The sequence below is a fragment of the Aliarcobacter faecis genome (genome assembly GCF_013201705.1).
GTDB classification, from domain to species: domain Bacteria; phylum Campylobacterota; class Campylobacteria; order Campylobacterales; family Arcobacteraceae; genus Aliarcobacter; species Aliarcobacter faecis.
This window is the reverse complement of record NZ_CP053837.1, coordinates 2,218,635-2,244,119: the sequence shown is the minus strand read 5'-3', so window position 1 is coordinate 2,244,119 and position 25,485 is coordinate 2,218,635. Positions and strand designations below refer to the sequence as shown.

At 28.6% G+C, this 25,485-nt stretch carries 21 protein-coding genes; 9 read left to right on the top strand and 12 right to left on the bottom strand.

What is annotated here, in order from left to right:
• Positions 1-77 precede the first annotated feature (77 nt).
• From purB to AFAEC_RS11160, 5 genes are read left to right on the top strand one after another with little or no spacing between them, the layout of a single operon-like run.
• Positions 78-1,406 carry an adenylosuccinate lyase gene (purB, locus tag AFAEC_RS11180; protein ID WP_026804849.1) on the top strand — a complete coding sequence of 443 codons (1,329 nt, stop codon included), beginning with the start codon at positions 78-80 and terminating at the stop codon, positions 1,404-1,406.
• 21 nt (positions 1,407-1,427) lie between these two features.
• Positions 1,428-3,806: a ribonucleoside-diphosphate reductase subunit alpha gene (locus AFAEC_RS11175; RefSeq protein WP_026804850.1), complete on the top strand. Its 2,379-nt coding sequence runs from the start codon at positions 1,428-1,430 to the stop codon at positions 3,804-3,806.
• A 30-nt stretch (positions 3,807-3,836) separates the two neighbouring features.
• Positions 3,837-4,859, top strand: a complete 1,023-nt coding sequence (locus AFAEC_RS11170; protein WP_026804851.1) for a ribonucleotide-diphosphate reductase subunit beta — start codon at positions 3,837-3,839, stop codon at positions 4,857-4,859.
• Between the two features lie 12 nt (positions 4,860-4,871).
• Positions 4,872-5,858: an OmpA family protein gene (locus AFAEC_RS11165; RefSeq protein WP_051487422.1), complete on the top strand. Its 987-nt coding sequence runs from the start codon at positions 4,872-4,874 to the stop codon at positions 5,856-5,858.
• Positions 5,859-6,251: a hypothetical protein gene (locus AFAEC_RS11160; RefSeq protein ID WP_026804852.1), complete on the top strand. Its 393-nt coding sequence runs from the start codon at positions 5,859-5,861 to the stop codon at positions 6,249-6,251.
• 4 nt (positions 6,252-6,255) lie between these two features.
• Here AFAEC_RS11160 and AFAEC_RS11155 read toward each other — a convergent pair whose 3' ends face one another.
• Positions 6,256-7,239, bottom strand: coding sequence for a YhdH/YhfP family quinone oxidoreductase (locus AFAEC_RS11155; RefSeq protein WP_026804853.1), 984 nt, complete (start codon positions 7,237-7,239; stop codon positions 6,256-6,258).
• Between the two features lie 110 nt (positions 7,240-7,349).
• On the opposite strand from AFAEC_RS11155, the gene AFAEC_RS11150 reads away from it, so the two are divergent.
• Positions 7,350-7,688 carry a winged helix-turn-helix transcriptional regulator gene (locus tag AFAEC_RS11150; protein WP_026804854.1) on the top strand — a complete coding sequence of 113 codons (339 nt, stop codon included), beginning with the start codon at positions 7,350-7,352 and terminating at the stop codon, positions 7,686-7,688.
• Position 7,689: 1 nt separating this feature from the next.
• On the opposite strand, the gene AFAEC_RS11145 is transcribed toward AFAEC_RS11150, so the two are convergent.
• The 11 genes from AFAEC_RS11145 to AFAEC_RS11095 all read right to left on the bottom strand — a co-directional run bounded on the left by AFAEC_RS11145 (position 7,690) and on the right by AFAEC_RS11095 (position 21,680).
• Positions 7,690-8,586 (bottom strand): NAD(P)H-dependent glycerol-3-phosphate dehydrogenase, encoded by an 897-nt coding sequence (locus AFAEC_RS11145; RefSeq protein WP_026804855.1) that lies wholly within the window; start codon positions 8,584-8,586, stop codon positions 7,690-7,692.
• Entirely contained in the window at positions 8,587-10,023 is a 1,437-nt protein-coding gene (gene gatB, locus AFAEC_RS11140) for an Asp-tRNA(Asn)/Glu-tRNA(Gln) amidotransferase subunit GatB (RefSeq protein WP_081754484.1), read from the bottom strand.
• Positions 10,024-10,034: 11 nt separating this feature from the next.
• Positions 10,035-10,856: a peptidylprolyl isomerase gene (locus AFAEC_RS11135; RefSeq protein ID WP_026804857.1), complete on the bottom strand. Its 822-nt coding sequence runs from the start codon at positions 10,854-10,856 to the stop codon at positions 10,035-10,037.
• Between the two features lie 74 nt (positions 10,857-10,930).
• Positions 10,931-13,771 (bottom strand): FAD-binding and (Fe-S)-binding domain-containing protein, encoded by a 2,841-nt coding sequence (locus AFAEC_RS11130; protein ID WP_026804858.1) that lies wholly within the window; start codon positions 13,769-13,771, stop codon positions 10,931-10,933.
• 119 nt (positions 13,772-13,890) lie between these two features.
• Positions 13,891-15,531: a lactate permease LctP family transporter gene (locus AFAEC_RS11125; protein WP_026804859.1), complete on the bottom strand. Its 1,641-nt coding sequence runs from the start codon at positions 15,529-15,531 to the stop codon at positions 13,891-13,893.
• An 87-nt stretch (positions 15,532-15,618) separates the two neighbouring features.
• Positions 15,619-16,263 (bottom strand): response regulator transcription factor, encoded by a 645-nt coding sequence (locus tag AFAEC_RS11120; RefSeq protein ID WP_026804860.1) that lies wholly within the window; start codon positions 16,261-16,263, stop codon positions 15,619-15,621.
• Position 16,264: 1 nt separating this feature from the next.
• The gene (locus tag AFAEC_RS11115) at positions 16,265-18,457 is read right to left on the bottom strand and encodes a sensor histidine kinase (protein ID WP_026804861.1); all 2,193 of its coding nucleotides are present in this window, start codon (positions 18,455-18,457) and stop codon (positions 16,265-16,267) included.
• A gap of 24 nt (positions 18,458-18,481) precedes the next feature.
• Positions 18,482-19,069: a LutC/YkgG family protein gene (locus AFAEC_RS11110; RefSeq protein WP_026804862.1), complete on the bottom strand. Its 588-nt coding sequence runs from the start codon at positions 19,067-19,069 to the stop codon at positions 18,482-18,484.
• Positions 19,062-20,432 (bottom strand): lactate utilization protein B, encoded by a 1,371-nt coding sequence (locus tag AFAEC_RS11105; protein ID WP_026804863.1) that lies wholly within the window; start codon positions 20,430-20,432, stop codon positions 19,062-19,064. Before AFAEC_RS11105 ends, AFAEC_RS11110 begins: the two co-directional genes overlap by 8 nt.
• Positions 20,429-21,178 (bottom strand): (Fe-S)-binding protein, encoded by a 750-nt coding sequence (locus AFAEC_RS11100; protein WP_026804864.1) that lies wholly within the window; start codon positions 21,176-21,178, stop codon positions 20,429-20,431. Before AFAEC_RS11100 ends, AFAEC_RS11105 begins: the two co-directional genes overlap by 4 nt.
• 64 nt (positions 21,179-21,242) lie before the next feature.
• Entirely contained in the window at positions 21,243-21,680 is a 438-nt protein-coding gene (locus AFAEC_RS11095) for a deoxycytidylate deaminase (RefSeq protein WP_026804865.1), read from the bottom strand.
• A 150-nt stretch (positions 21,681-21,830) separates the two neighbouring features.
• On the opposite strand from AFAEC_RS11095, the gene accB reads away from it, so the two are divergent.
• The 3 genes from accB to AFAEC_RS11080 all read left to right on the top strand — a co-directional run bounded on the left by accB (position 21,831) and on the right by AFAEC_RS11080 (position 25,426).
• A complete protein-coding gene (gene accB, locus AFAEC_RS11090; RefSeq protein ID WP_026804866.1) occupies positions 21,831-22,310 on the top strand; it encodes an acetyl-CoA carboxylase biotin carboxyl carrier protein in 480 nt (159 codons plus the stop codon).
• A 10-nt stretch (positions 22,311-22,320) separates the two neighbouring features.
• On the top strand, positions 22,321-23,673 hold the full coding sequence (locus tag AFAEC_RS11085) for an acetyl-CoA carboxylase biotin carboxylase subunit (protein ID WP_026804867.1): 1,353 nt from the start codon (positions 22,321-22,323) through the stop codon (positions 23,671-23,673).
• Positions 23,674-23,893: 220 nt separating this feature from the next.
• The gene (locus AFAEC_RS11080) at positions 23,894-25,426 is read left to right on the top strand and encodes a DEAD/DEAH box helicase (protein WP_026804868.1); all 1,533 of its coding nucleotides are present in this window, start codon (positions 23,894-23,896) and stop codon (positions 25,424-25,426) included.
• Positions 25,427-25,485: the final 59 nt, after the last annotated feature.

Sequence of the window (25,485 nt, the reverse complement as noted above, 5' to 3'; positions counted from 1 at the left end):
TTTAGATACAATACAAACTAAATTTTAAAGCTATTTTATAATAAAAAATATAGAAATACGATTATAAGGGAATTTATATGGTTGAAAGATATGCTAGAGAGCAGATGAGCTCAAAATGGACACAAGAAGCAAGATATGCAGCTTGGTTAGAGGTTGAAAAAGCAGCTGTTAAAGCTTGGAATAAATTAGGGCTTATTCCTGATGAAGATTGTGAAAAGATAGTAAAAAATGCAAAGTTTAGTGTTCAAAGAATTGAAGAGATTGAAGCTATTACAAAACACGATTTAATAGCATTTAATACTAGTGTATCTGAATCTTTAGGGGAAGAGTCAAGATGGTTTCATTATGGAATGACAAGTTCAGATGCTGTTGATACAGGTGTTGCCTTACAAATGAGAGACTCTTTAATAATTATTATTGAAGATGTGAAAATGCTTTTAGAGTCTATCAAAAAAAGAGCGAATGAACATAAATATACTTTAATGGTAGGAAGAAGCCATGGAATTCATGGTGAACCAATAACTTTTGGACTTACACTTGCAGTTTGGTATGATGAAGTAAAAAGACATCTTAAAAACCTTGAAGAGACTATGGAGGTAATTGCAGTTGGGCAAATTAGTGGAGCTATGGGGAATTTTGCACATGCACCACTTGAACTTGAAGAGTATGCAATGGCTGAGCTTGGGCTTAAACCAGAACCTTGTAGTAATCAAGTAATTCATAGAGATAGATACGCTAGACTTGCGACTTCTTTAGCCCTTTTAGCTTCTAGTGTAGAAAAATTTGCAGTACAAGTAAGACATCTTCAAAGAACAGAAGTTTATGAAGCAGAGGAGTATTTTGCAGCTGGGCAAAAAGGAAGTTCAGCAATGCCACATAAGAGAAATCCTATTTTAACAGAGAATATTACAGGTTTAGCTAGAATGATAAGAGCCTATTGTATACCAGCTATGGAAAATGTAGCTTTATGGCATGAAAGAGATATAAGTCACTCTTCAACAGAGAGATTTTGGTTGCCAGATGCTTTTATAACAACAGATTTTATGCTTCATAGAATGAATAGTGTAATAGCAAATCTTACAGTTATGCCTGAAAATATGATGAAAAATTTAAATTTAACGGGTGGATTAGTATTTTCTCAAAGAGTTTTATTAGAGTTACCATTAAAAGGTGTTAGTAGAGAAGATGCTTATAGAATAGTTCAAAGAAATGCTATGAGAGTTTGGGAAGAGATACAAAAAGGAAAATCAACAACAAACGAAAAAGGAGAATCTCTTTATCTTCAATATCTTTTATCTGATGAGGAACTTGGAAAATCTTTAAGCCAAGAGCAAATAAGAGAGTGTTTTAATTTTGACTACTATACAAAAAATGTAGATGCAATATTTAATAGAGTTTTTAAATAGTTTAAGGACAAGTAAATGACAATAATGATTCAAAAAAGAAATGGTCGAAGAGAGGTTTTGGACATTACAAAAATCCAAAAAATGACTATTGATGCTACAAAAGGTTTAGAAGGGGTAAGTCAAAGTGAATTAGAACTAGATTCTCATATAAAGTTTATAGATGGTATGAGTTCAAGTGACATTCAAGATGCTTTGATAAAAACAGCAGTTGAAAAAATAGATATAGATGTTCCAAATTGGACATTTGTTGCAGCAAGGCTATTTTTATATGATTTATATCATAGAGTTGGTATTGCAACACATGGAATTAAAGGAGAGCCTTATTGTCATTTAAAATCATATATTGAGTTTGGAATAAATGCAGGAAGATTAATCCCAAATTTGGCAAATGGATATGATTTAGATGATTTAAACTCTTATTTAAAACCGCAAAGAGATTTTTTATTTAATTATTTAGGTGTAAAAACTCTATATGATAGATATTTAATAAAAAATAGTAAAGGTGAACCAATAGAGTTACCACAACAAATGTTTATGGCAATAGCTATGTTTTTAGCTCAAAATGAAGAGAATAAACAAGAAAGAGCAAAAGAGTTTTATGATGTTATCTCTAAATTTGAAGTTATGTTAGCAACTCCAACACTAAGTAATGCTAGAACAAATAGACACCAATTAAGCTCTTGTTATATAGGAAGTAGTCCTGATAATATAGAGGGTATTTTTGATGGTTACAAAGAGATGGCACTTTTAAGTAAATATGGTGGTGGTATAGGTTGGGATTGGAATCAAATAAGAAGTCTTGGTGGAGCTATAGATGGCCATAAAAGTGCTGCTGGTGGAACTATTCCATTTTTAAAAATCACAAATGATATTGCTATTGCTGTTGATCAATTAGGGACAAGAAAAGGGGCAATTGCTGTTTATCTTGAGCCTTGGCATATGGATATAGCTGATTTTATAGATTTAAAGAAAAATTCTGGAGAAGAGCGAAGAAGAGCTCATGATTTATTCCCTGCTTTATGGATAAGTGATCTATTTATGAAAAGAGTTTTAGAAGACTCTTATTGGACACTTTTTGACCCAGTTGAAGTAAAAGATTTAAGTGAATGTTATGGAGATGAGTTTGAAGCAAAATATATAGCTTATGAGCAAAATGAGAGTATAACAAAAGATAGAATGAAAGCAAAAGATTTATGGAAAAAGATTTTGACTTCATATTTTGAAAGTGGAAGCCCATTTTTATGTTTTAAAGATACAGCAAATAGAGTTAATCCAAATTCTCATGTAGGACATATTAGAAGTTCAAATTTATGTACAGAAATTTTCCAAAATACTAATCCAAATCACTATAGAATTAAACTAGAGTTTGAAGATGGAACTATAAAACTTTTTGAAGAAGAGGATTTAGTAGTTGTTGATGGTGGATTTACAAAAAAAGCAAATAAAGTAACAGCACTTGATAGTATTAATGGTAAAAAAATCTTTATAGTTGAAAAAGAGAAAATTGATGGTGATACAGCAGTTTGTAATCTAGCTTCTATAAACTTGTCAAAAATAAATACAAAAGAAGATATTAAAAGAGTAGTTCCAACAGCTATTAGAATGCTTGATAATGTAATTGATTTAAATTTTTACCCACTTAGAAAAGTAAAAGCTACAAATCTAAAAAGTAGAAGTATAGGTCTTGGAGTTATGGGTGAAGCAGAGATGCTTGCAACTTATCAAATATCTTGGGGTTCAAAAGAACATTTCAAGAAAATAGATGAGGTTATGGAAGTAATTTCATATAATGCAATACTTTCAAGCTCAGATTTAGCAACACAAAAGGGTGTTTATCCAACATTTGAAGGTTCAAATTGGAGTAAGGGTATTATGCCACATGATTTTGCACCACAAGCAGTTAATGCTTTGGTTGAAAAAGATCTATTTGATACTTCTTGTGATTGGGAGTTTTTACGAGAAAAAGTGAAAAAAGATGGTATGAGAAATGGTTACTTAATGGCTATTGCTCCAACTTCTTCAATTTCAATTTTAGTTGGAACTACTCAAGCAATTGAACCAGTATATAAAAGAAAGTGGTTTGAAGAGAACTTAAGTGGATTAATTCCTGTTGTTGTTCCAAAATTAAGTCCAGAAACTTGGGGGTATTATACTCCTGCCTTTGAAATAGATCAATTAGATTTAATAAAAGCAGCGGCAATTAGACAAAAATGGATAGATCAAGGTCAAAGTACAAATATTTTTATGAGTTTAGATAAAGCGAGTGGAAAATATCTTCATGAAATTTATACATTAGCTTGGAAACTAGGACTTAAATCAACATACTATTTAAGAAGTCAAAGTCCAGAAGCAAAAAATGATGTAGAAGATAGAAGTATGGAGTGTGCTGGTTGCCAATAACCAAAACACTTTATTTAATAAAGGAAAGAGATGGAAAGAAAGATTATTTATAACCCAGATTCAAAAGAGAGTTTAAATGATAGAAGAGTTTTTGGTGGAGATTCTGATGGAATGATAAACTTTACAAGAATGAAGTATCAATGGGCTTTAAATTTATGGGATATGATGGAAGCCAATACTTGGTTCCCAAGAGAAGTTCAAATGACACAAGATGCAAAAGATTATAAATATTTGACTCCAGCAGAAAAAAGAATGTATGATTTAGTTCTAAGCCAATTGATTTTTATGGATAGCTTACAAACAAACAATTTAATGGATAATATAAATCCTTATATAACTGCACCTGAAATTAATGCTTGTTTAAGTAGACAATCTTATGAAGAGGCAAATCATAGTAAATCTTATGCAGTTATGGTTGAATCAATCTCTGATAATACAGATTTAATCTATGATATGTGGAAAAATGATACAAAATTAAAAGAGAAAAATACTTATATAGCAAGTGTTTATGATAATTTGGCACATGGTGAATTAACAGATGAAAAATTACTTCTTGCTATGTTTGCAAACCAAATTTTAGAAGGTTTATATTTTTATGCAGGATTTGCAGCAATTTATGCTCTTGGAAAATCTGGGAAAATGTTAGGAAGCTCTCAAATGATTAGGTTTATTCAAAGAGATGAAGTTACTCATTTAATACTTTTCCAAAATATGATAAATAGTGTGAGAAAAGAGAGACCAGATCTTTTTACAGAAACTTTAGAAAAAAAAGTGCGAGAGATGTTTAGAAAAGCAGTTGATTTGGAAGCTTCTTGGGGAGCATATATTACTCAAGGACAAATTTTAGGTTTTACAGATGCTATTATTAGACAATATATTGAATATCTTGCAGATAGAAGACTTGAAGCTGTAGGATATAAATCTGAATATAATGTAAAACACCCTATTCCATGGGTAGATGGATATGCAAGTTTTAATGATCAAAGAACTAATTTTTTTGAAGGAAATGTAGTAAACTACTCAAAAGGTAGTATAGATTTTGATGATTTTTAATAGGAGTTTAAAGTGTCTTTATTTAAGAAAATCCTCTATCTTTTAGTAATTTTTCTCATTTTGAATGTAATTACTATTTATAATTTTGATTATTCAAGTACGAATAGTAATAAAGAAAATATTTTTTCATCTATGAATAAGAAGATTAGCTCTTTCTTTTCAAAAGAGTCTAAAAATATACCCTTTAATTTTAGTATAGAAAAGAGTAATGACATTTTAGTATTAAATGGATTATTCCCAAATAATAATGATTTGAAAATAGTTTTAAATAGTTTAGGAATTGATCAAGAAGGGAATTCTATATTATTTGAAGATGGAGTTGTAATTGATTATCCATTTTTAGAAAGAGTTAAACCTTTTATTGATAAATTCAAAGAAGAGTCTATAAATGGTGCTAAAATTATTTATAATAGTGAAGGTTTAAAAGTTATAGCAGATATGAATAGTCAAGAGGCTATACAAGAGTTAGAAAATATTAGTTTAAAAAATAATTTAAATGCTTCTTTAAATATAAAAGCTATAGTAAAAGATCAAGAAACAATAGAGAAACAAATAGAAGAGATAAAAAGTATTGTTGAAAAAGATGTATCTATAAATAAAACGGATATTCCAGAAGCTGTTACAATTATTGATGTTCAAAATAAAATAAATAGTATATTAAAAGAGAATAAAATTACATTTGCAAGAGCAAGTACAAATTTAACACCAGAATCTATAAAAATAGTAGAAGAGATTGCAAATATATTAAAAGGGCATGATTACTATATTGAGGTTGGTGGACATACAGATTCAAAAGGAAATCCTAATTTGAATCAGCAATTATCAGATAAAAGAGCTGCTAGTGTTAAAGATGTTTTAATTAAATTTGGGGTGAATAAAGATTCTATAAAATCATTTGGTTATGGGAATAAATTTCCAATTGCACAAGAAGATGAATTAGGTCTTTCTGAAGAGAATAGAAGAGTAGAGATTTTATTAAAAGAGAAAGGAGTTAAATAGATGTTTGAAATAGCTTTACAAATTGTTTTAAATCTTTTTATAGCTTTGATTATAGGAATATTAATTGGTTATATAATAGGTAAGGGAAGAAGTTCTAAAGAAGAGACTAATAAAGATAAAAAATTAGCTGTTCAGAAGCCAGTAAAAGATAATTTAAAAAAGATTAAGGGTATTGACTCAAAATTTGAATTTGAATTAAATAGAATGGGAATAAATAGCTTTAAACAAATATCTGAATGGACAAATGAAGATTGTGTAACTATTGGAGCTTCAATAAATGCTGAGAACTCTATAGAAGAATTTTCATGGGTAGAGCAAGCAAAAATTTTAGCTTCAGGAGAAGAGACTATATATAGTCAAAAAGTTGAAAATAAAGAGATAAATGTAGCTTAATAGCTTACGCTATTTTTACTACATATCTACCACTAGCTTTTCCATCTAAAAGTTTAGAATAAACATCTTTTATCTCATCTAAAGAGATCTCTTTGATGATATTTTCTAAACAATCTACACTCCAATAACCTGCAAGTTTTTCCCAAGCAGCTTCTTTCTTTTCTAATTTACACTCAACACTATCAATTCCAATAAGTCTAGCACCTCTTAATATAAAAGGGTAAACATTTGTATTTAGAATTGCAGAAGCTGTAAGCCCACAACAAGTTGCTACCCCATCATATTTTAAAGTTTTTAAAGCTTGAGCTAAAATATCTCCACCTACAGTGTCTATAATGGCATCATATTTTGTAGCTAATAAAGGTTTAGAAGAGTTTTGCATAAAATCTTCAAGTAGGATTATTTCATTTGCTCCAAGGCTTTTTAAATAGGTACTTTTATCACTTTTTGTTGTAATAGCAACTACATTAAATCCAAGTTTACTTAAAATTGCAATAGATATTGAACCAACTCCACCTGTTGAACCAGTAACTAAAATAGAGCTATCCTCAGGATTTATGCCATTTTTTAAAAGTTCTTGAATACTTAATGCTGCAGTTAATCCAGCTGTTCCATACGCCATAATCTCTTTATCACTAATAGAATCAGGAGTTTTAATAACCCAAGAAGCTGGAACTTTTACAAATTGAGCATGACCACCATTTGTATTCATTCCTAAATCATATCCTGTAACTATTACTCTTTGCCCTACTTTGAATATTGTTGATTTTGATTCTTCAATAACTCCAACAACATCAACTCCTGTAATATGAGGAAAAACTTTTGTAACTCCTACATGACCAATAGAACTAAGTGCATCTTTATAATTTAAGCTAGAGTAAGTTACTTTTATTAAAACTTCATTATCATCACAAATTGGTTTTAGAAACTCTTTTACATTTGAAATAATTTCATTATTATTATCTTTTTCTACAACAAAAGCTTTCATTTTCTCTCCTTTTAACTTTTTGATTTAAAACTTTAGCTAAAATACTTTAAAAGAGCAAGAACTATCTTTTAAGAAAGGTACTTACTAAAAAGATACTTTTGGAGTAAAATATGATTAAAAAAAAGAGTAAAATTAATATAGATAAAGAGTTTAAATGTCCAGTTGAAACAGCAATTGATGTATTGACAGGAAAATGGAAGATTTTGATAATTTGGTATTTAAAAGATGAAAAAAAAAGATTTAATGAACTACAAAAATTATTACCAAAAGCTACTCAAAAGATGTTAATTCAGAAGTTAAGAGAGTTGGAAATTGATGAGATAGTTCATAGAGAAGTTTATCCTATTGTTCCACCAAAAGTTGAGTATTCATTGACTGAATATGGAAAAAGTTTAAAACCTATTATTAAACAGCTTTATTTGTGGGGAGATAATCATAAAAAAAGATAGTTTAGTTTTTTAGTAAATCTTTTAAACTATCTTGTGGATTTTTACCATCTAAGATGAGTTTTACCTCTTTTGCAATAGGCGTATAAATCTCATATTGCTTTGATAACTTATCTATTGCATTTGCAGTTTTAACTCCTTCAGCTACTTCTCCTAACTCTTTTAAAATAGTATCTAAAGTCTGATTTTTAGCAAGTCCTAGCCCTACTCGGAAGTTTCTACTCATAGTTGAATTTGCAGTTAAAAATAGGTCTCCAGCGCCACTAAGCCCTAAAAAAGTCATCTTTTTTGCTCCAAAATATTTTCCAAATCTTTGCATTTCAACTAAACCTCTAGCTATTAGTGAAGCTTGAGCATTTTTTCCAAGATTTAATCCTTCACAAATTCCACTTGCAATTGCTAAAACATTTTTATAAGCTCCTGCAATTTCAGCACCAATTACATCTGAACTATAATATGTTTTTATAAAATTTGGGAAAAATTTACTAAACTCTTCATAAATATTTTTTGAATAAGAGTTTATAACTAAAGCACAAGGTAGTGCTTTTATAACTTCAGTAGCAAATGAAGGACCAGAGATAAATCCAATATTTTCATTTGGTACAAAATTTGAGTAGATATCATTTAAAAAAGCCCCGCTTGAAGCCTCTATCCCTTTACTTGCAACTAATATTTTTTGATTATTAAATTTAAAATTTTCTTCAAGCCAAACTCTTATTTCTTGAGTTGGAATTGCAATTACCAAATATTCACAAGATAGTGCAAAATCCAAATCAACAAAGTTTTTAATCTCTCTTTTTGTTCTTGAAGTAATATAACACTCTTGTTTTTGGCTTAGGGCAAAATGGAGAGCTTGTCCCCATTTCCCTGCCCCAATAACGGCAATTGCACCTTCTTTCATTTAAGATAATCTCTCTTTTATTAATTCATTTACTCTATTTGGATTCGCACTACCTTTACTTGCTTTCATAGTTTGACCTACAAAAAATGCAAACATTTTCTCTTTCCCAGCTTTATATTCAGCTACTTTATCTTGGTTTGCATTTAAAATTTCATCAATTATTGCTAATAAAGCCCCATCATCACTAACTTGTTTAAGCCCTAATTTTTCAATAGCTTCATCAACATTATTTGAAGAGTTTTCAATTAAATAATCTAAAACCTCTTTTGCTGCTTTTCCAGAGATTGTACTATCTTCAATTCTTTTTACTATTAAAGCTAAAGTTTTTGCACAAATTGGCGATTGCTCTATTGTAACACCTTCTTTAAGTCTTCCTTGAAGTTCAACAGTTAGCCAAGTTACTGCATTCTTTGCACTAACTCCTTCACTCATCATATCATCAAAATAGTTTGCCATTTCTAAGCTAGAAGTGATTACTGAAGCATCATACTCTTTTAATCCATACTCTTTTACAAATCTAGCTTTTTTTTCATCTGGAAGTTCTGGAATTTTTGAATACTCTTTTAACATTTCATCAGAAATAATTAAAGGAAGTAGATCAGGATCTGGGAAATATCTATAATCCGCAGCATCTTCTTTCCCTCTCATAGATCTTGTTTCTCCTGTAGTTGTATCAAAAAGTCTTGTTTCTTGAACAATAGTCTCTTCATAAACTCCATCTTCCCAAGCTTCTATTTGTCTATTTACTTCATAAGTGATAGCTTTTTCGATAAATCTAAATGAGTTCATATTTTTTATTTCACATCTTGTGTAAAATTTAGTATCACCTTTTGGACGAATAGATACATTCACATCACATCTAAAAGAGCCTTCTTGCATATTTGCATCACTAATTCCTATATATCTTACAATTGAGTGAAGTTTTTTTAGATATAAAATAGCCTCTTCAGCACTTCTCATATCAGGTTCAGAAACTATTTCTAAAAGAGGAGTTCCAGCTCTATTTAAATCAACTTGTGAGTGGTTACCACTATGGATATTTTTTCCTGCATCATTTTCAAGGTGTGCTCTAGTTACTCCTATAGTTTTACTTCTTCCATCTGGAAAATCTATTATTAACTCTCCCAATCCAACAACTGGAATCTCTAGTTGAGATATTTGATAACCAGTTGGTAAATCTGGGTAGAAATAGTTTTTTCTATTAAAAATTGATACTTGATTTATTTTTGAATTTAGAGCAGTTCCTAGCATAATTGCTTTATGAACAGCCTCTTTATTTAATACAGGTAAACCACCAGGAAGGGCTAAACAAGTAGGACAAGTATTGCTATTTGCTTCTTCTCCAAAACTTGTAGCACAAGAACAAAATAGTTTACTTTTTGTATTTAATTGTGCATGAACTTCTAAACCAATTACTGTTTCAAACATACTTGACATATTTATAATCCTTATTTTAATACTTTTATATCTGCTGTTAATTTTTGTTTTTCAAAATGCTCTTTTAAAAATGATTGTTCTCTTTGCATCATAATATCATTAAATATTTTTGCTTTTGCTGCTTCAAAAGATTGAGTAGTTGTTCCACTTCTTTTTACAATAAACATTGTTACAAAGTTTTTATCAGCAGTAAAAATTGGTGTAAAAGTGCTATCTTTTGTATTATTTAAGATATATTGAAATTGTGGAGGAAGATTAGAAGCATCTAAATTTAATGAAGATTTTGTAACTTCACCAGAATTTAACATTGGATTTTGAATAACTTGATTTAAGCTATTTTTATTTTTTGAAATGTATTGAATTACCTCAAAGTTTTTTGCACTTGTGTATTTGTTTTTATTTTTTTCATAATACAACTCCATATCTTCATCTGTTGCAACTGCTAATTGCCCTTTTATAATTTGTTGAATTAGTTTTTGTCTAATTACAGCATTTTTTGCTTCATTTTCAAATACTTCATAATTTGGATACTCTTGTTTTACAATAGATTTAAATGTATAAATATCCATACCATTTGAGTTTGCAAGTTTTTCAATATAGTCATTTATTTCAAAAATATCTGCTGTAATATTGTATTTTTCAACTTGTTGATCATAAAGTGCTTTATCTATTAGATAACTAACAGCCTCATTTTTTGAGATTTTATTTACAGAGATTGTTTTTTCAATATCATAAATTGTGATTGGCTCATCATTTACAATAATTGCAATACCATTTTGTGCTGCATATAATAAGCTAGAGCCAATAAATAGTGATAATAGAAGTTTCTTCATAATAGTCCTTTCTTTACATAAAGTAGATATTTTATCAAAAAAAATGTAAATATCAGGTTTGAAAGGAGTAAATATTATGAACTTTTAACTTTTGTAACTTGATTTACTAGATAAAAAATAGAGTTATAATCAAGTCCAGAACTTTCACTTAATCCTATTTCACAAGTTTTACTTGTAGAAAATGCCATTTTAGCATTAGCTGTTTGCTCTTTTAAATATCTTAAAGCTGAACTATTTAATTCTGGAAAATTGAACCCTCTATCTCCTGCAAATCCACAACATTTAACATCTGATGGGATAATTACAGTTGTTGAACATAATTGTGCTAATGTTTTGAATTTATCTTCTAAGTTCATTTTTCTTGAACTACAAGTTGTATGAATAGTTATTGGTTCATCAATAGGAGTAAAATCTAACTCTTTTGTTAAAAACTCCAAAGTAAAATCTATTGGTTCATAAATTGATAATTTATGTGAAAAACTCTCTATCATTTTTTTAGTACAGGGACTTGTATCACATAAAATTGGATACTCTCCAAATTCACTTGCATTTAAAAGAGACTCTTCTAGTTGCAAGGATTTTGTACTAGATGCTTCATTAAACCCTTTTGAACTAAATGGCATACCACAACAAAGATTTGATAAATTATTTGGGAAAATTATTTGATAATTGGCTTTTTGTAATAATTCAACTGTAACATCAAAAAGCTCCTTATCTTCTTTTGATATAGAGTTTAATCCCATAGTTCTATTTAAGCAAGATGGGAAATAAACTACTTTTTTATCTCTTTGTTTTTGTTCAAAGTTTAAGTTTATACTTATAGCTTTTGGCATAGTTATTGACCATTTTGGAACTTTGTTTTTACTTATAGTTCTCAAAGTTTTAGTAAATTTTTGCATGTTAGAAGTGCCTAAAACTTTATGCATAAGATTTGCACTTTTTAGTCCAAATCTGACACCTTTTAATGTTGTACTAAAATTATTTGCTACAAAATTTGCAATACTCTTATCTTTTGAAGTTAATTGTTCAGCTCTTAAATGTTTTGTTAAATTTCCTGTATCTATTTTTACAGGACAGGCAGTTGAACATAAACTACATGTTGCACAAGTTTCTATTCCATCATATTGGTATAAAGCTTTATACTCTTTTGCCTCTTTTGTATTTCCCATATTTTCAAGTCTTGAAATCTCTCTATTTATTACAATTCTTTGTCTTGGAGTTAATGTAAGTTCATTTGATGGACAAGTAGGTTCACAAAAACCACACTCTATACATTTATCAACAATCTCATTAGTAGCTGGAAGAGTTTTTAGGTTTTTCAAATGAGCTTCTTTATCATCATTTATTATAACTCCAGGATTTAATAAACCTTTTGGGTCAAATAGATTTTTTATTTTTTTCATTATATTATAAGCTTCATTTCCCCACTCTATTTCAACAAATGCAGCCATATTTCTTCCTGTTCCATGTTCAGCTTTTAAACTTCCTTGATATTTAATAGCAACTGAATTAACTACTTCATTCATTAAATTATCATATCTTTTTACCTCTTTTGCATCTGAAAAATCTTGAGTAAATACAAAGTGGAAATTTCCTTCTAAAGCATGACCAAAAATGATTGCTTCAGAGTAACCATATTTTTGAAATAGAGCTTGAAGTTCAAGAGTAGCTTCTGCTAGTACTTCAATTGGATAAGCTACATCTTCTATAATTACTGTTGTTCCTATAACTCTTACTGCTCCAACTGCTGGAAAAAGATCTTTTCTAATTTTCCAATAAAGATTATATTCTTGAGCATCTTTCGTAAAATATATCTCTCTTACTACATTAAAATCTTCTAAAATTCTTTCTATTTGAGATATTTGAGTATCTAATTGTTCATTATTTATAGCCCTTGTCTCTATTAAAAGTGCTGTTACCTCATCATTTAAATCTTTTATAAATTTTGGCATTGATGAATCATTTTCAATACTTCTTAAAGCTGCTCTATCCATAAGTTCAACTGCATCAACAACAATTTGTTTAGAATCTCTTGATAATTTTAGTTTTGTTACAGCGTTACAGGCCTCTTTCATATCTTTAAAATAGATTAAAGCACTAGCTTTATCTTTTAAATCTTCGACTGTATAGTAAGTAATCTCTTCGATAAAAGCTAAAGTTCCTTCACTTCCAATAATTAGGTGTTGAAGTATCTCAAACTCATCATCAAAATCTATTAAAGAATTTATTGAGTAACCACAAGTATTCTTTATTTTAAACTTTTTCTCAATTTTTGCTCTTAACTCTTCATTGTTTTTTGTTTGATTAGAAAAGTTCTTTAAATCTTTTAGGAAGTTGGCATGAGTTTTTCTAAATTCATTTTTACTATTTTCATCAGCAGTATCAAGCTTTGTTCCATCTACAAAGATTAGTTTCATAGATTTTAGAGTTTTATATGAGTTTTGAGAAATTCCACAACACATTCCTGAAGCATTGTTTGCAGCAATTCCCCCAATCATAGCTGCATTTATACTAGCTGGGTCTGGACCTATTTTTTTAGAATATCGTGCTAATAGTCCATTTGCTTGAGCACCAGTAAGTGCTGGTTGAAGAGAAATATAACTAGCGTCTGAAGAGATTTTAAATTTTGAAAAGTTTCTTGAAGTTATAACTAAAATAGAATCACTAATTGCTTGTCCTGAAAGAGAGGTACCACCTGCTCTAAATGTAATAGATAAATTCATAATATTTGCTAACTCTATAATATTTTGAACCTCTTTTGCATTATCTGTTTTTATTACTATTTTTGGAATAAGTCTATAAAAAGAGGCATCTGTTCCGTAAGCAAAAGTGTGAAGTTTATCTGTGAAAATTTTGTTTATTGAGATTTTTTTTGATATTTCATCAAAAAATTGTTGATATTTACTTTCTAACATATTTAATTCCCTTAAGATTTATTAAGATATAAATTTTAACTTTACTAAATGATAATAATATGATATTTATAAAGGAGTAATTTTATTTAGGCAAAATGCCTAAATAAAATTAGATATAGTTATGGAATCATCCAAGTAAAAATATATGCTTGAGACATAGTTATAAGTCCCATAATAACAACAAGTATTAAACTATGTTTAACTGTAAATCTAAATAAATCAGACTCTTTCCCAACAATTCCTGTTGAGGCACAAGCAATAGAAATAGATTGAGGTGAAATCATTTTTCCACAAACTCCACCTGTTGTATTTGCTGCAACCATTAGTGTTTCATTCAGTCCTAATTGTTGAGCAGTTTGTTGTTGTAATCCGCAGAAAAGTGCATTTGATGAAGTATCTGAACCAGTTAAAAATACTCCAAGCCATCCTAAAAATGGAGAGAAAAATGGAAATAAGAAACCAGTATTTGCTAATACTAGAGCCATTGTTGAAGACATACCTGAATAGTTCATAACAAATGCAAATCCAAGAACCATACCAATTGATACAATAGCCCATTTAAGTTCAAAAAGAGTTTCACCCATTGTTTTTGTAGTTGTTGATATATTTAATCTAAATATAAACATAGTAATAATTGCTGTTAGAAAAATAGCAGTACCTGTTGCTGAAATAGGATTAAATGTATATACAACATCAAAAGACTTTGGTGTACTAACTATTGGTGGCATTTTGAATATCATATTGTGAATAGTTGAAAATTCAAATTTGAAAATAGTATTCGCTAAAATTTGACCTTTTGCAAAAAAAGCTTTAAACCAACCTGTTGTCCAAATTGTAACCATTATTGAAAGAATAATAAATGGAGACCAAGCTTTAAATACTTGAGCAGTTGAATATGATGATGAAACAACCTCATCTAACTCTACTGTTTTCATAATATTTTTTGGTTTCCAATATCTTAAGAAGATTGTTGTTGCAACAATAGAAACTATTGCTGAAGTAACATCTGGTAATTCTGGACCAATAAAATTTGATGTAAGATATTGAGAAATAGCAAAACTTGCCCCTGCAACTATTGCAGCAGGCCATACCTCTTTAATACCTTTCCAACCATCCATCATAGCAACAAGCCATAAAGGGATAATTAAAGATAGTATTGGTAATTGTCTTCCAGCCATTGCTCCAATTGTAAAAGCATCGATTGAAGTTACTTGTCCAGCAACAATAATTGGAACACCTAAAGCTCCAAAGGCAACAGGAGCAGTATTTGCAATAAGACATAATCCAGCTGCATATAGAGGTTTAAATCCAAGACCTACTAAAATTGCAGCTGTAATAGCAACAGGTGCTCCAAATCCAGCAGCCCCTTCTAAAAAAGCACCAAATGAAAAACCAATTAAAATAACTTGAATTCTCTGATCTTCAGTGATTTTTATAATAGAGTTTCTAATAATCTCAAATTGCCCACTTTTTACTGTTAATTTGTATAAAAATACTGATGCAACAATAATCCAAGCAATTGGCCATAAACCAAATAAGAAACCATAACTAGCTGATGAAAATACCATATTAACTGGCATCTCAAATCCAAAAACTGCTACAATCATCGATAATGCTAATGTAATGATTGCTGCGTAGTGCCCTTTCATTCTAAATAGTGCAAGTGCCAAAAAGAAAAAAACAATAGGAATTAGTGCTACAAGAGCTGATAGAATTAGACTATCCCCTATTGGTGCATATACTTGTTGCCAAGTTTGCATATAAACCTCCTTAAGTAAAATATTAAATGGATATTAATAAAAAGGTATGAAATTTATATGATTTTAGTAATAAACTAAAAAAAGAGATTAAATATTTTTAAAAATATAACCTGTATCAATAACTGTTTGAATAAAATCTTTATCTAAAATTTTTCTTAATCTTAGAATTAGACTTCTAATAGAGTCTAAAGATACAAAATTTCCTTCCCAAACATAATTTTCTATGGTTTCATAGGTGATAACTTGATTTTGTTTAGTAAGAAATAGATTTAGTAAAAGTTTCTCTTTTTTTGTTAATCTTATCTCTTTATCATTTATAATTATTATTGAAGATATAAAATCAAAATATGAGTTCTTATCAAAATATATTTTTTTATCTTTTATATTACATAATTTTTCTATTTTTATCTCTAATTCATCTATAAAAAAAGGCTTTTTTAGATAATCATTACAGCCAAAATCATAAGATTGTTTTATCATATCAAGTTCAACACTAGCACTTATAATTATAACTGGAACAATTTCATAAAGTTCTCTAATCTTTTTTAAGATATTAATACCATCAATATTTGGTACATTAATATCTAATATAAAACAGGAAAACCCTTCTGTTATCTTTTCATAAGCTTCTGCTCCATCAATGAAAGATATCACATTATAATTTTTCATTTTTAATCTTTTTGTGATTGTTTCATTTAGTTTTTGATTATCTTCTAAAAGTAGAATTTTCATTTTAAGCCTCTTTAAATGGAAGATTTATTGTAAAAACAACACAATTTTTATCATTTTTAACATTTATAGTTCCTTTCATCTTATCTTCTATAATTATTTTTGCCATATAAAGACCAAGTCCCATACCATCTTCTTTTGTTGTAAAATAAGGCTCAAAAATAGAGTTTATGATTTTTTCATCAATTGCTCCAGCATCATCAATAATCTCTATTTTATTATAATTTATAGCTCTTTGAATATTTATGTTAATTTCCCCTTTTTTATTTAAAGGTAGTTTCTTTTCAATAATTTTATTTTTTGCATTATTTATAATATTTAATAAAACTTGTTTAAACTCATTTTCATATCCATAAATAAGAAGTTCTTCATCTTTATTTTTATAGTTAAAGTTCATATTTATATTTGAGTAGAAAATCTGTTTTCCTATAATCTCATTTATCTCATTTAATGCTTTTGATATAGAAAAAAGAACTTTTTTTGTTGATGGTTTTAGAAAATTTCTAAAATCATTTAGAGTTTTAGACATATATTTTATTTGAATCATAGAGTCTTTAACAAAATTTTCAACATCATTATCTTTTAGTTCATTTAATAAATATGAGGTTTGAATATCCTGAACAAGTGCTGATAATTCTACTAAAGGTTCATTCCATTGATGAGCAATTGCTGCTATCATATCTCCCATTTCAGCTAATTTACTTTGTTGAATTAAAAACTGTTTTTGTTGAATTCTCTCTGTCATATCATCCATTATACATACAATTCCTCCAATAGTGCCATCTATATTTTTATATGCAGCTTTATTTAAAACTATATGTTTCATTTCGTTTGAAGGAGTATAAAAAGTAAAATCTGAACTATTTGTAGTAAATGTTCTTAATATTTCTTGGTCTATATGAGTATTTTGAACAGCAATTTTCTCTGGAAAGAAATCAAAAGCAGTTTTTCCTATAATCTCATTTTTTGTAGAGTTTACCAAAGAAGCAAATGCAGTATTACAGCCTAAAAATTTACCTTCAATATTTTTATGATAAATAGCATTTGGAATAGTATCAAGAAGAACTTTATCAAACTCTATTCTATTTGAAAGCTCAAGTTCAAGTTTTTCCCTTCTTTGAATATTTATTTTTAGAATAATAACAATAATACTTAATAAAGAGATTGTAATAATTGTAATAATAAAAAAGTTTTTATGTTCTTTATATATTGAACTAGGTTCATTTATAATTATAGGATTTTCGATATATTTTGGAATATTAATATCAAACTTTTTTAACTCATTATAGTTAAAGATATAAAGATTTGGGGATTTTTCAAGAACTGGAATATCTTTTATATCTTTTCCATTTAATACTTCTAAAGCCATTTGAGATACAGTTTGACCTTGTGCAACTGCTGAGGTTAATAATCCTCCCACCATTCCACTATTTAAATAAAAATCCCAAAGACCATAAATTGGCACTTGGCTAACTTCTCTTATCTCTTCAAAACTCTGTTTATATGTAAAATATTTTCCTGTTGTATCTTTAAATAGTAAGACAAATAAAATTGCACTATTACCTTTTTCAAGATTTGATACTTTTACTTTTAAATCATTTATTTCAAGGTTATCTGTATATTCAATATTAAACTTTTTTTTATATTTTTCAATAATTTTTGTTAAATCTTTTTTTACAGCTAATCCTGTAATTGATTTATCATTTATAATTAAAATGTTCTTTAAATTGGGATGTATTTTTGAAATTAGTTCAAAATTCTTTTCAATATCTACAGCTTCGGCAACTCCTGAAATATCTTTAAAGCTTAGTTTTTTTAAACTCTCTTTTGTATAATCATTTATACCACAAAATAAGACAGGGATATCTTTGAATAGATAGTCATAATATTTTGATATAAAATCAAAAGCATTATTATCACTAATTATTATTAAGTCAAATTTTCTATTAGAGAATTGTTCTTTATAAAGTTTTGCAAGATTATCTAGATAGTGTAAATCATCTATTCTTTTTGTATCCATATAAACAGTTGTAAGCTCAATATTTTTATGTTCTGAAAAGTTTTTTTCAATTGCTTTTGAGATATCATCAGTCCAAGCATATCCTTTATGATATGAGTGTATTAATAATACCTCTTTATTTTCACTTGCATTTACAAAGCCAATAAAAAGTATGCTAAATAGTAAAAAGTATCTCATTGTTATTCCTATTTAGCAATTATATTAGGATTTAATAAAAATTACATAACCAGATTTTGGACCATGGGCACCAATAACTAAAGATTGTTCTATATCTGCAGTTTTTGAGGGACCAGAGATAAATACTCCATAACCAGCTTTTTCAAAATTTATTTTTTCATATGCTTCATGCATATTATTTACTATTTCATCTTCATCTATGACAATTACTATATTTTGTGCAATAAAATATAAAGCTCTATGTCTATTATTCTCATTTTTTACCCAAACAGCACCATTTTCAGCAACTGCGAAATTTCCTTTAACTATTGCTAAGTCAATATCTTTTAAATCTTTTTCATTTTGAAAACGGTTTGCATCAAAATTACCTAAAGAGCAAAAATCTACATTTGAAGCAACTATTTTTTCATCTGGATATAACTCTTTTATTGTTTTATTTAACTCTTCTTTTGAAACTCTTAAAGCTTTTCCACCAACACTTTCAATCATTATAGAAAATGTTTCAAATTTATTCTCAAATTTAATTCCAAAATTATCATAAGATGGAAGTTTCACATCTTTTACTAAGTTATTCTTTTTAATAGAATTTAAAATTTTTTCTTTACTAGTCATCTAATTCTCCATCTTTAAACATCTCTTTGAAGCTTTTTTTAGGAAACTTTGGTAAATCTCTTTGTTTTCCCCAAACATTAAATCTATTATAAAGTATAGATTTTGGAAGTTTTGGCACTATAACTCTTGCCATTTTTCCAAGAAAATCAAATAAAACTGGTTTACTCATAAACCAAGCAGTTACTTTCATAGCAGTTTGTTTTTTACTATCTATTAAATTCATCTTTCCTAAATCTTGTCTTAGGCTATAAAGTTGTGAATCTAAATCTATTTTTACTGGGCAAACATTTGAACAAGAACCACATAAAGTACAAGCAAAAGGTAAACTATTATTTGCTTTTGGCTCTTTTACACTTCCTAAAATTGAGCCAATAGGTCCTGGTATTACATACTCATAAGAGTGACCACCACTTCTTCTATAAACAGGGCAAGTATTCATACAAGCACCACATCTAATACAATTTAAAGCCTTTTTATTTTTTGTTGAGCTTAAAAATTGACTTCTTTTGTTATCAACAATGATTATATGCATTTGCCCATTTTCAACACTATTATGAAAATGTGAAGTATATGAAGTAATAGGTTGTCCTGTGGCACTTCGTGCTAGTAGTCTTGTAAATACACTTAAATCTTCAAGTCTTGGAATTATTTTTTCTATTCCCATTGAAGCAATATGAAGTTTTGGAACACTTGCTCCCATATCTGCATTTCCCTCATTTGTACAAACTACAACTCCACCAGTACTTGCAATAGCAAAATTAACTCCAGTAAGTCCTGCATCAGCAGTTAAAAAATCTTCTCTTAAAGCAGCTCTTGCAGCCCTTGTTAGATAAGTTGGATCATAATTTCCTTTTTGTGTTCCTAATTTTTCATGAAATGTATCAGAAACATCGGATTTTTTTAGATGAATTGCAGGAAGAACTATATGAGAAGGAGGTTCATTTCTTAATTGAACAATTCTCTCTCCCAAATCGGTATCTATTACTTCAATTCCACGGTTTTCTAAATAAGGGTTTAAGTGGCACTCTTCAGTTAGCATAGATTTTGATTTTACAAGTTTTTTTACACTATTTTCTTTTAGGATTTTATAAACAATTTCATTATGCTCTTGTGCATCAAAAGCAAAATGTACAGTAATACCTTTTTTTGTTGCATTTTCTTCAAATTCTAAAAGATATTTATCTAAATTTGCCATAGTATGAGTTTTTATTTGGTCTGCATACTCTCTTAAATTTTCCCATTCAGGAATAGATTTACTAGCTTTATCTCTTTTTTCTCTTACAAACCATAATGCCCCATCATGCCAATGCATTCTTTCATCATTTGAAACAAATTTTGCAGCATTTATACTATGGCTACTCATGGTCTAACTCCTGCAAGAATTTCTGTTATATGCATAACTTTGATTGCTGTTTTATCTCTATTTATAATACCTTCCATATGCATTAAACAAGACATATCAGCACCAGTTATTATTTGTGCATTTGAATTAAGATGATCTTTTACTCTATCTTTACCCATTGCAACTGAAATAGCCTCTTCTTGGACACTAAATGTTCCACCAAAACCACAACACTCATCTTCTCTTTTTAAAGTTACTAATTCAATACCATCTACTTTATTTAAAAGATTTTTTAATTTTGAGTTATATGGAATATTTAATTCACTAGCAGTTGCTAGTTTTAGGACTCTATGTCCATGACATGAGTTGTGAAGACCAATTTTATATGCAAATGAGTGTTTAAATTTTATATTTTCAAGTTTTATTACATCATGTAAAAATTCGCAAATTTCATAAATTGAAGCTTTTACTTTATTGTAATCTTTGTCATTATCAAAAAATTCTGCATAATGCTCTTTTACCATAGTTACACATGAAGCACTAGGTGCAACAATATAATCATAATCTTTAAAAGTATTTACAAAATTTTTTGCTAAAGTTTTGATATCTTTTGAACAACCAGAGTTTGCCATAGCTTGTCCACAGCAAGTCTGTTCTAATGGATAGTCTATATCTAAATCTTGATTTTTTAGTAATTTATATGTTGCTTTACAAACATTCGGATATAGTTCATTCATAAAACAGGGAATAAATAGTCCAATTTTCATACTTTTCTCCTTTTTTTAACTAATTTTATAATTAAAATATGAGAAAGTTATGATATTTTTTTATTCAATTTATAATTTGTTCTATCTTAACCCCATTATCTTCTAAAAATTTTGAAATAATAAGAGAGTTTGTATGTTCATAAGCTTTTTCATAAACTATTCTTTTTATTCCACTTGCTATTAAATTTTTTGAACATTCACTACAAGGTTCTAAAGTTACATAAATAGTAGCACCTTCTATTGATATACCTTTTCTAGCTGCCCAAATAATTGCATTCATCTCTGCATGAATTTCATAAGTTTTTGACCATTCGTGATGCTCTTTTGTATATTCTCCATTCCAATATTCGCTACAATTTTTATATCCTGGGGGTGTTCCATTATAACCAGTTGATAAAATTCTTCCATCTTTTACTATTACTGCACCTACTTGTTTTGATACACATTTTGAAGCAAGTGCAATCTCTTTTGCTATATTTATAAAGCTTTTATCATTTAACATAGAGTTATCCTAAATTTTTTTGTATAAGATTATATCAAAAGAGATTTTAATTCATAATCTTAAAAATTGCTTATTTTTTTAAATAAAAATATAAATATTAGAAATATTTTGATATTATGATAGAAATTTTACTAAAAAAAAGGCTAAATTATGGATTTTAAAGATATCAAAGAGTTAATTAGAGTTTTCGATAAAAGTGAACTTAATAAACTAAGAATCAAAGAAGGAGAATTTGAAATCTCTATGCAAAGAGGTTTTGAAGGTGGCGTTACAACTGTTGCTAGCTCTCCTATGGTTCCAGTTTCAGCTCCTATTCAAGTAGCAACTACTCAAGCTACTGTATCTTCTACATCAACAGCTAGTGAAGATAAAACTACACCAACTACAAATGGAATTACAATAAATGCTCCAATGGTTGGAACTTATTACTCTTCTCCATCTCCTGATTCTCCAGCATTTTGTGGAATTGGTGATACTGTTAGAAAAGGTCAAACTTTATGTATTTTAGAAGCTATGAAAATTATGAATGAAGTTGAAGCAGAGTTTGATTGTAAAATTGTTGAAATATTAGTTCAAAATGGTGAACCAGTTGAATATGATATGCCAATTTTTGTAGTTGAAAAAATATAAGTAGTAAAATATGGCAGAAATAAAAAAGATTTTAATAGCAAATAGAGGTGAGATAGTTCAAAGAGCTATTAGAACTATTAAAGAGATGGGAAAAAAATCTGTTGCTATTTATAGTGCAGGAGATAAAAATGCTTCATACTTAAAACATGCAGATGAAGCAGTTTGTATTGGTGGAGCAAAATCAAGTGAATCATACTTAAATATTCCAGCAATTATAACTGCAGCTGAAATGACAGGATGTGATGCAATTTTTCCTGGATATGGATTTTTATCTGAAAATCAAGATTTTGTAGAGATTTGTAAATTGCATAATATCAAATTTATTGGACCAACATCTGAAGTTATGGAGAAAATGGCTGATAAATCAAAAGCAAAAGAGGAGATGGTAAAAGCTGGAGTTCCTGTTGTTCCAGGAAGTAAAGGTGCTGTTCGAACTCTTGAAGATGGTAAAAAAATAGCAAGAGAAATTGGATATCCAATTATGGCAAAAGCTGCTGCTGGTGGCGGTGGAAGAGGAATGAGACTTATTAAAGAGGAGTCAGAATTTGACCATATGTATCTTGCGGCTTCAAGTGAAGCACTTGCAGCATTTGGTGATGGAACTATGTATCTTGAAAGATTTATAAATAATCCAAGACATATAGAAGTTCAAGTTCTTGGAGATAGTCATGGAAATGCTATTCATATTGGCGAAAGAGATTGCTCACTTCAAAGAAGACATCAAAAAGTAATAGAGGAATCTCCTGCAATTTTATTAAATGATGAGACAAGAGCAAAACTTCATGATGTTGCAATAAAAGCTACGAAATATTTGAAATATGAAGGGGCTGGAACTTTTGAATTTTTAGCTGATGATAAACAAAATATCTATTTTATGGAGATGAATACAAGACTTCAAGTTGAACATCCTGTTTCAGAAATGGTTTCAGGTCTTGATATTATTGAATGGATGATTAAAGTAGCAGAAGGTGAAAAGTTACCATCTCAAGATAGTATTAAATTTAGAGGACATGCAATAGAGTGTAGAATTACAGCTGAAGATCCAAATACATTTTTACCATGCCCTGGAAAAATAACTCAATGGATGGTTCCAGGTGGAAGAAATGTAAGAGTTGATTCTCATATTTATGCAAATTATGTAGTACCTCCATATTATGATTCAATGATTGGAAAACTAATTGTTTGGGGAAGAGATAGAGAAAAAGCTATCAATATTATGAAACGAGCTTTAAGTGAATTTGAAGTTGAAGGAATAAAAACAAATATTCCATTTCTTAAAAAAATGATGTTAAATAAAGATTTCATAGAAAATAATTACGATACAAAATACCTTGAAAACTATAAAGGTTTAGATAGTATTTAAATATTTAAGAAAGAAATAATTTCTTTCTTAAAGCAAAACTTAATATAAACTTAGTTATAATCCCCCCGATTTATACACATTTATATGCCTATCTTTTTTAAAATTTAGTAATTTTATACTAAAAACTTACATAATTTTTTATGCTTGATAATACATTCAATAGAAAGGTTTTTTCAATATAAGAGTGTATATTTGAAATATATACTTAGAGGATAAAAAAGTGACTTTTAAAGATTTTAATTTTAAAGAGCTTCTACAAAAAGCGATAGACGAAGCTGGATTTAAAGAGCCAAGTCCAATACAAATTGAAGCAATTCCATATGTGCTAGATGGAAAAGATATTGTTGGTCAAGCACATACAGGAACTGGTAAAACAGCAGCATTTGGTTTACCAATTTTAAATAAATTAGGAAAAAAAGCTGGAGAGGCTTTAGTTATAGTTCCAACTAGAGAGCTTGCAATGCAAGTATCAGATGAAATTTATAGATTTGGAAAACATTTAGGAGTAAATACAGCAACAGTTTATGGTGGACAATCATATACAAGACAGATAAAACTTCTTGAAAATTCAAATGTAATTGTAGCAACTCCAGGAAGACTTCTTGATTTATTAAGAAATGAACAAATAAAAATTAAACCAAATTTTGTAGTTTTAGATGAAGCAGATGAGATGCTTGATATGGGATTTTTAGATGATATTAAAGATATTTTTACATATCTTCCAGAAAATAGACAAACTTTACTTTTCTCAGCAACAATGCCAGTAGCTATTAAAAATTTAGCAAAAACTATTTTAAAAGAGCCAGAATTTGTAACAATTACACAAGCTAATGTAACAAATATAAATATCACTCAAACATTTTATGTAGTTGATGAGAGAGAAAGAGATGATGCACTAATAAGACTTTTTGATTATAAAAATCCAAAAAAATCTATAATTTTTTGTAGAACAAAAAAAGATGTTGATAGATTATCAACTTTTTTAGTATCTCAGGGATTTATGGCAAAAGCACTTCATGGTGATATGGAACAAAAACAAAGAGAAGAGGCTATAAAAGCTTTTAAATCTTCAAAACTTGAAGTTTTAATAGCAACAGATGTAGCTGCAAGAGGACTTGATGTAAATGATGTAACACATGTATTTAACTATCATTTACCTTTTGATGGAGAGTCTTATGTTCATAGAATTGGAAGAACAGGAAGAGCTGGAAAAGATGGGATGGCTATTTCTATAGTAACACCTCATGAATTTAGAACTCTTCAGAGAATTGAAAAAACAATTGGAGCAAAACTTGAATCAAAAATTGTTCCAAATATTTCAACTGTTAAACAAAAGAAAATAGATGAACTTAAACAGACAATATTAGACCAAGAAGTAAAAGACTATGCAATAACTATTGTTGAAGAGTTAAAAGAAGAGTTTGATATTTCTACAATTGCATTTAAATTAGCTTCAATTATTGCTTCTAAAACTTATGTTAAAGGAAATAATAATATTGGAAAAAGTGAAATTGATATCAAAAAACTTTTAGAGATGATTTCTAAAGGGGATAGAGGTGATGATAGAAGTGGCTCTAGAAATCGAAATGGAAGAAGAAACAATTTTAGAAGAGATAAAAGAGGAGCAGATAGAACTGAAAGAAGTAGTAGAGATGATTCTACAGGTTCAAGATCAAGACAAAGACCTTCAAATAGTTCTAAAACTAATACAGATAAACCAGCTAGAGCTCAAAGAGCTAGAAGACAAGATTAATATAGTATTTTCATATTAATAGAGAAACTATAAGTGATAAATTAAGAACGATATCTTTT

Coding starts and splice junctions, on each gene's coding strand:
- purB (WP_026804849.1), top strand. CDS start 78: ATGGTTGAAAGATATGCTAGAGAGCAGATGAGCTCAAAATGGACACAA.
- AFAEC_RS11170 (WP_026804851.1), top strand. CDS start 3,837: ATGGAAAGAAAGATTATTTATAACCCAGATTCAAAAGAGAGTTTAAAT.
- AFAEC_RS11160 (WP_026804852.1), top strand. CDS start 5,859: ATGTTTGAAATAGCTTTACAAATTGTTTTAAATCTTTTTATAGCTTTG.
- AFAEC_RS11155 (WP_026804853.1), bottom strand. CDS start 7,239: ATGAAAGCTTTTGTTGTAGAAAAAGATAATAATAATGAAATTATTTCA.
- AFAEC_RS11150 (WP_026804854.1), top strand. CDS start 7,350: ATGATTAAAAAAAAGAGTAAAATTAATATAGATAAAGAGTTTAAATGT.
- AFAEC_RS11145 (WP_026804855.1), bottom strand. CDS start 8,586: ATGAAAGAAGGTGCAATTGCCGTTATTGGGGCAGGGAAATGGGGACAA.
- gatB (WP_081754484.1), bottom strand. CDS start 10,023: ATGTCAAGTATGTTTGAAACAGTAATTGGTTTAGAAGTTCATGCACAA.
- AFAEC_RS11135 (WP_026804857.1), bottom strand. CDS start 10,856: ATGAAGAAACTTCTATTATCACTATTTATTGGCTCTAGCTTATTATAT.
- AFAEC_RS11130 (WP_026804858.1), bottom strand. CDS start 13,771: ATGTTAGAAAGTAAATATCAACAATTTTTTGATGAAATATCAAAAAAA.
- AFAEC_RS11125 (WP_026804859.1), bottom strand. CDS start 15,531: ATGCAAACTTGGCAACAAGTATATGCACCAATAGGGGATAGTCTAATT.
- AFAEC_RS11120 (WP_026804860.1), bottom strand. CDS start 16,263: ATGAAAATTCTACTTTTAGAAGATAATCAAAAACTAAATGAAACAATC.
- AFAEC_RS11115 (WP_026804861.1), bottom strand. CDS start 18,457: ATGAGATACTTTTTACTATTTAGCATACTTTTTATTGGCTTTGTAAAT.
- AFAEC_RS11110 (WP_026804862.1), bottom strand. CDS start 19,069: ATGACTAGTAAAGAAAAAATTTTAAATTCTATTAAAAAGAATAACTTA.
- AFAEC_RS11105 (WP_026804863.1), bottom strand. CDS start 20,432: ATGAGTAGCCATAGTATAAATGCTGCAAAATTTGTTTCAAATGATGAA.
- AFAEC_RS11100 (WP_026804864.1), bottom strand. CDS start 21,178: ATGAAAATTGGACTATTTATTCCCTGTTTTATGAATGAACTATATCCG.
- AFAEC_RS11095 (WP_026804865.1), bottom strand. CDS start 21,680: ATGTTAAATGATAAAAGCTTTATAAATATAGCAAAAGAGATTGCACTT.
- accB (WP_026804866.1), top strand. CDS start 21,831: ATGGATTTTAAAGATATCAAAGAGTTAATTAGAGTTTTCGATAAAAGT.
- AFAEC_RS11085 (WP_026804867.1), top strand. CDS start 22,321: ATGGCAGAAATAAAAAAGATTTTAATAGCAAATAGAGGTGAGATAGTT.